This window comes from Roseitalea sp., from assembly GCF_984466335.1.
Genome location: NZ_CFIFWG010000200.1, coordinates 1 through 4,672 on the forward strand (window position 1 = coordinate 1; position 4,672 = coordinate 4,672).

Sequence of the window (4,672 nt, forward strand, 5' to 3'; positions counted from 1 at the left end):
ATTGCAATCGGAGATCGAACATGCTTCTGCGATCCGCCCTGGGCCTTGGCGACGCCGGCGAAAGCGATCAGGGTGCGTGCATTCAATGGATTCGCGCGGCGGGCGATGCAAGGCGGTGCAACCATTTGTGTGCCTTGCGAGGCGATCCTTGCTATTGAGCGGGCGGCGATGTCGCCGATGGGCATGGTTGGGCTGGCGCAAATATGCACCATACATCATGATTTGCACTATAGTGCTATAAGCGGTCCCTCCACCGCCGAGTGTCCGAAAGGGAGATACCACATGACAACTCGCAGAACCCTGTTCGGCCTTGCGGCCGGGGCCCTGGCGGCCGCGGTGCTGGTCGTTTCCGGGCCCGCGGCGACGGCGCAGGAGGTCACGCTCAGGCTGCACCAGTTCCTGCCGGCGCAGGCCAACGTGCCCCGGCTGATCCTCGATGTTTGGGCCGACAATGTCGAGGCGGACTCGCAGGGACGCATCAGGGTCGATCGTTTCGCGTCCATGCAGCTTGGCGGCACGCCGCCGGACCTGATCGATCAGGCCATCGACGGCATCGCCGATGTCGTCTGGACGGTGGTCGGCTATACGCCGGGCCGTTTCCCCTCGACCGAGGTGTTCGAACTGCCCTTCATGGTGTCCGACGCGCGCGCCGCATCCAGTGCTTACTGGCGGCTGTTCGAGGAACACATGAAGGACGGCGAGTTCGCCGACGCCCATGTTCTGGGAACCTGGGTGCACGGGCCGGGCATGTTCCACGCCAGCAGGCAGGTTCGCACGCCCGACGATCTGCGGGGCATGCGGATTCGCGGCGCGACGCGCCAGGTCAACGCGCTGCTCGAACAGCTTGGCGCGACGCCCGTCGGCATGCCGGTTCCGGCCGTCTCCGAAGCGTTGTCCAAGGGCGTGATCGACGGCACGACGATCCCGTGGGAGGTCACAACGGCGCTGAAGGTGCCCGAGCTTGTCGCCCATCACACCGAATTCGAAGGCGCGCACCTTTACAACGTCACCTTCGTGCTGGCCATGAACAAGGCCCGCTACGACGGCCTGCCCGACGATCTGAAGGCGGTGATCGACGCCAATTCCGGCCATGATTTTTCGGTCTTTGCCGGCGGCGCCCAGTCCGATGCCGACGGTCCGGCGCGCCAGCTCGCCCTCGACCGGGGCAACACCGTCGTCACCGTCTCGCAGGACGATGTCGCCGTCTGGCGGGAGCGCTCGCAGCCGATCTACGATGCCTGGATCGCCGAGATGAATGAAAGGGGCATTGACGGCCGGGCCCTGATCGACCAGGCCCGCGCGCTGATGGACGCCTATGACGGCGGCAACTGACGCGCTTGAGCCGAGCGCTGCGGTGAGGCTAGGTTCCGCCGCGGCGCGCCGCTGACCGCCACAGAGGCCAGTTCATGTATCGCTTCTTCTTCGGCCTTTCCCGCCTGATGGCCGTGGCGGGGGGCATCGTGCTGTCCGCGCTGATCGTCCTGGTCTGCGTGTCGGTCGCCGGGCGCGCGCTGAACGGCCTGTTGCATGCCGACATGGTCGAGGCGGTCATGCCCGGCCTTGCGGCCTGGCTGATCGACCTGGGCATCGGCCCGGTCAGTGGCGACTTCGAGCTGGTCGAGGCGGGCATCGCCTTTGCGATCTTCTGTTTCCTGCCCTATTGCCAGATCACCTCCGGCCATGCCGTCGTATCGGTCTTCACCGACTGGATGCCGCCGCGCGCGCAGCAGGTGCTGCGCATGGCGATCGAGATCCTGTTCGCCGTCGTTCTCGTCGTCATCGCCGTCCAGCTCAAGCAGGGCATGGACGGCCGCATCCGTTCCGGCCAGACGACGTTCCTGCTCCAGTTCCCGATCTGGTGGGCCTACGCGCTCAGCCTTGCGGGCGCGGCCCTCGCCGCCGCCGCCGCGGTCTACATGGCGGCGATCCGCACCGCCGAGGCCCTGACCGGGCGCGTGCTGATCGCCGACGATATGGGGGCGGAGCATTGAGCGATTTCGAGATCGGACTTTTGTCCTTTCCCGCGCTGCTCGCGCTGATCTTCCTGCGCGTGCCGATCGGCCTTGCCATGTTCACGACGGGTTTTGCGGGGCTGTGGCTGATCACCGGCAGTTCCTTCATGGCGATGGCGCGCCTGAAGACCGAGACGTTCACGACATTTTCCAGCCACTCGCTTTCGATCGTGCCCATGTTCCTGCTGATGGGGTATTTCGCCACGCTGGGCGGCATGTCGCAGGCGCTGTTCAGGGCCGCCGAGGCCTGGATCGGGCATCGCAAGGGCGGCATCGCGATGGCCGCGGTCGGCGCCTGCGCGGGCTTCGGCGCCATCTGCGGCTCCTCGCTGGCCACGGCCGCCACGATGGGGCGGGTCGCGCTGCCCGAACTGCGCAAATACGGCTATGCGGGCGGGTTCTCGACGGCGACGCTCGCCGCCGGCGGCACGCTCGGCATCCTCATTCCGCCCTCGATCGTACTGGTCATCTACGCGATCCTGACCGAGCAGAACATCGCCAAGCTGTTTCTGGCGGCCGTCGTTCCCGGCCTTCTCGCCGCGGCCGGCTATGTCGCGGTGATCTCGGTCTATGTGCGCCTCAATCCCGAGGCGGCCGGCGTGCGCGCCCGCGTGCCCTATGGCGAGCGCCTTGGCGCCCTGTTTCGTGTCTGGCCGGTCCTTCTGGTGTTCGTGGCGGTGGTCGGGGGCATTTATGCGGGCTTCTTCACGCCCACCGAGGGGGCGGCCGTGGGCGCGCTCGGCACCGGCCTCATCGCCTGGTGGAACGGCGGGCTGACGCGCGGCACGCTTGCCGCCGGCTTCCTGTCGACGGGGCGCGCGACGGCGATGATCTTCTTCATCGTTCTGGGCGCGGGGTTCTACAACGGCTTTCTCGCGCTCACCCAGGTGCCGCAGGAGCTGTCGTCCTTCGTCGTCGAGCAGGGTCTGTCGCCGTGGCTGGTGCTGGCCGTCATACTGGCGCTCTATCTCGTGTTCGGCTGCGTCATGGACAGCCTGTCGATGATCCTGCTGACCATTCCCATCTTCTTTCCGGTCGTCTCCGGCCTGGATTTCGGCATGACGCCCGAGCAGGTGGCGATCTGGTTCGGCATCCTGGTGCTGATCGTCGTCGAGGTCGGACTGATCACGCCGCCGGTCGGCATGAACCTGTTCATCATCAACGCGATGGACCGGGGCACGCCGATCACGGCCACCTATCGGGCGGTGATGTGGTTCGTCGCCTCCGACATCGTCCGCGTGGTCGTGCTGGCCGCGTTCCCGGCGATCACCCTTTTCCTGATCGCCTGAGCCCGGCCGCTGCGCAATGGCCCGGCTCGGCTACGTTGTGCACTATTTCACGCAAGCCGACCGGGTTGGGCCCGCCATGAGCGAGATAAAGGACTTCAAGGTCGGGGCGCGAAAGGCGGACGCCGAGCGTCAGGCCGCCCCGATGGTCGGCGCGCTGATGAAGCGGCTCGTCGCCGCCGCGATGGCGGCGATCTGCCCCTTCGCCTGACCGACGCTGCGTCCCGCACCATGCATCTGTCCTTCCAATCGGCCCTTCAGGGAGCCATGATGGCCGGCGACACAACCCATAAACCGACCGGTCAGTCAGCGAGCTCGATCCGTGAATTGCGGCCTTGACCTTCCTGCAACTGGAAGGCCCATCTTCGGCGCGTCACCATCAAGAGCATGCCCGTGAACGCGCCGCGCACCCCCGATCCGACCCGAGCCATCCTGCTGCCCATCGAGGGCATGCATTGTGCGTCTTGCGTCGGCCGTATCGAGACGGTGCTGAGGAACGTGCCCGGCGTTTCCGGCGCGAGCGTCAATCTGGCCACCGGGCGGGCGCGCATCGAGGGCGCGGCCGATGTCGCCGCGCTTGTCTCCGCCATCGCCGCCGCCGGCTATCGTGCCCGGCCGCCGGAGCCGGTGATCGCCGCCGCCGCCCGCAAGGGGGCGGGGGAGGCGGCTCTCGGGCGCGACGTGACCCTGGCCGCGCTGGCGACGCTGCCCGTCTTCGTGCTGGAGATGGGCGCTCACCTCGTCCCCGGCATGCACGGCCTGGTCATGGCGACGATCGGCATGCAGGCGAGCTGGCTGATCCAGTTCGTCCTGACCGCCTTTGTCCTGGCGGTTCCCGGCCGGCGCTTCCATGTGCACGGCTTTCGGGCGCTCGTGCGCGGCGCGCCCGACATGAATTCGCTGGTCGCCATGGGCACGGCGGCCGCCTTCCTCTTCTCGGCCGTCGCCGTTTTCGTGCCTGGCCTTCTGCCCGCCGGCACGGTCAACGTCTATTTCGAGGCCGCCGCCGTCATCGTGACGCTGATCCTCGTCGGCCGCTGGCTCGAAACGGGCGCCAGGGGCCGCGCCTCCGAGGCGATCGGACGCCTTGTCGGCCTTCAGGCCGGGAGCGCGCGCGTGCGGCGTGACGGCAAGACCATCGAGACCGCCGTCTCCGACGTACGGCCGGGCGATGTGGTCGAGGTGAGGCCCGGCGAGCGCGTGCCCGTCGACGGCGCGGTGATCGAGGGCGAGAGCTATGTCGACGAATCCATGATCACCGGGGAGCCGATCCCCGCCGCCAAGACGGCCGGTGCCGCGGTCGTCGGCGGCACGGTCAACCAGACCGGGGCGTTCGCCTTCCGCGCGACGGCGGTCGGGGCCGGCACGATGCGG

The 4,672-nt window shown here is 67.7% G+C and carries 6 protein-coding genes; 5 read left to right on the plus strand and 1 reads right to left on the minus strand.

Annotated elements, in window-relative coordinates:
* Positions 1–185 (minus strand): hypothetical protein (locus AC5E6L_RS14155; RefSeq protein WP_491774131.1); only part of this gene is annotated, 185 nt, incomplete at its 3' end.
* Between the two features lie 97 nt (positions 186–282).
* Between AC5E6L_RS14155 and AC5E6L_RS14160 the strand changes: the two genes are divergently transcribed.
* The 5 genes from AC5E6L_RS14160 to AC5E6L_RS14180 all read left to right on the plus strand — a co-directional run.
* Positions 283–1,332 (plus strand): TRAP transporter substrate-binding protein, encoded by a 1,050-nt coding sequence (locus tag AC5E6L_RS14160; RefSeq protein ID WP_491229543.1) that lies wholly within the window; start codon positions 283–285, stop codon positions 1,330–1,332.
* A gap of 74 nt (positions 1,333–1,406) precedes the next feature.
* A complete protein-coding gene (locus tag AC5E6L_RS14165; RefSeq protein WP_491229542.1) occupies positions 1,407–1,991 on the plus strand; it encodes a TRAP transporter small permease in 585 nt (194 codons plus the stop codon).
* Positions 1,988–3,301, plus strand: coding sequence for a TRAP transporter large permease (locus AC5E6L_RS14170; RefSeq protein ID WP_491774133.1), 1,314 nt, complete (start codon positions 1,988–1,990; stop codon positions 3,299–3,301). The genes AC5E6L_RS14165 and AC5E6L_RS14170 overlap by 4 nt, the downstream gene beginning before the upstream one ends.
* Positions 3,302–3,377: 76 nt before the next feature.
* Positions 3,378–3,509, plus strand: coding sequence for a hypothetical protein (locus AC5E6L_RS14175; RefSeq protein WP_491229540.1), 132 nt, complete (start codon positions 3,378–3,380; stop codon positions 3,507–3,509).
* Positions 3,510–3,748: 239 nt separating this feature from the next.
* On the plus strand, positions 3,749–4,672 hold a 924-nt coding region (locus AC5E6L_RS14180), incomplete at its 3' end, for a heavy metal translocating P-type ATPase (RefSeq protein WP_491774136.1).

Bases quoted from the DNA above. Each gene is read 5' to 3' on its own strand.
- AC5E6L_RS14165 (WP_491229542.1), top strand. From the start codon at position 1,407: ATGTATCGCTTCTTCTTCGGCCTTTCCCGCCTGATGGCCGTGGCGGGG.
- AC5E6L_RS14160 (WP_491229543.1), top strand. From the start codon at position 283: ATGACAACTCGCAGAACCCTGTTCGGCCTTGCGGCCGGGGCCCTGGCG.
- AC5E6L_RS14175 (WP_491229540.1), top strand. From the start codon at position 3,378: ATGAGCGAGATAAAGGACTTCAAGGTCGGGGCGCGAAAGGCGGACGCC.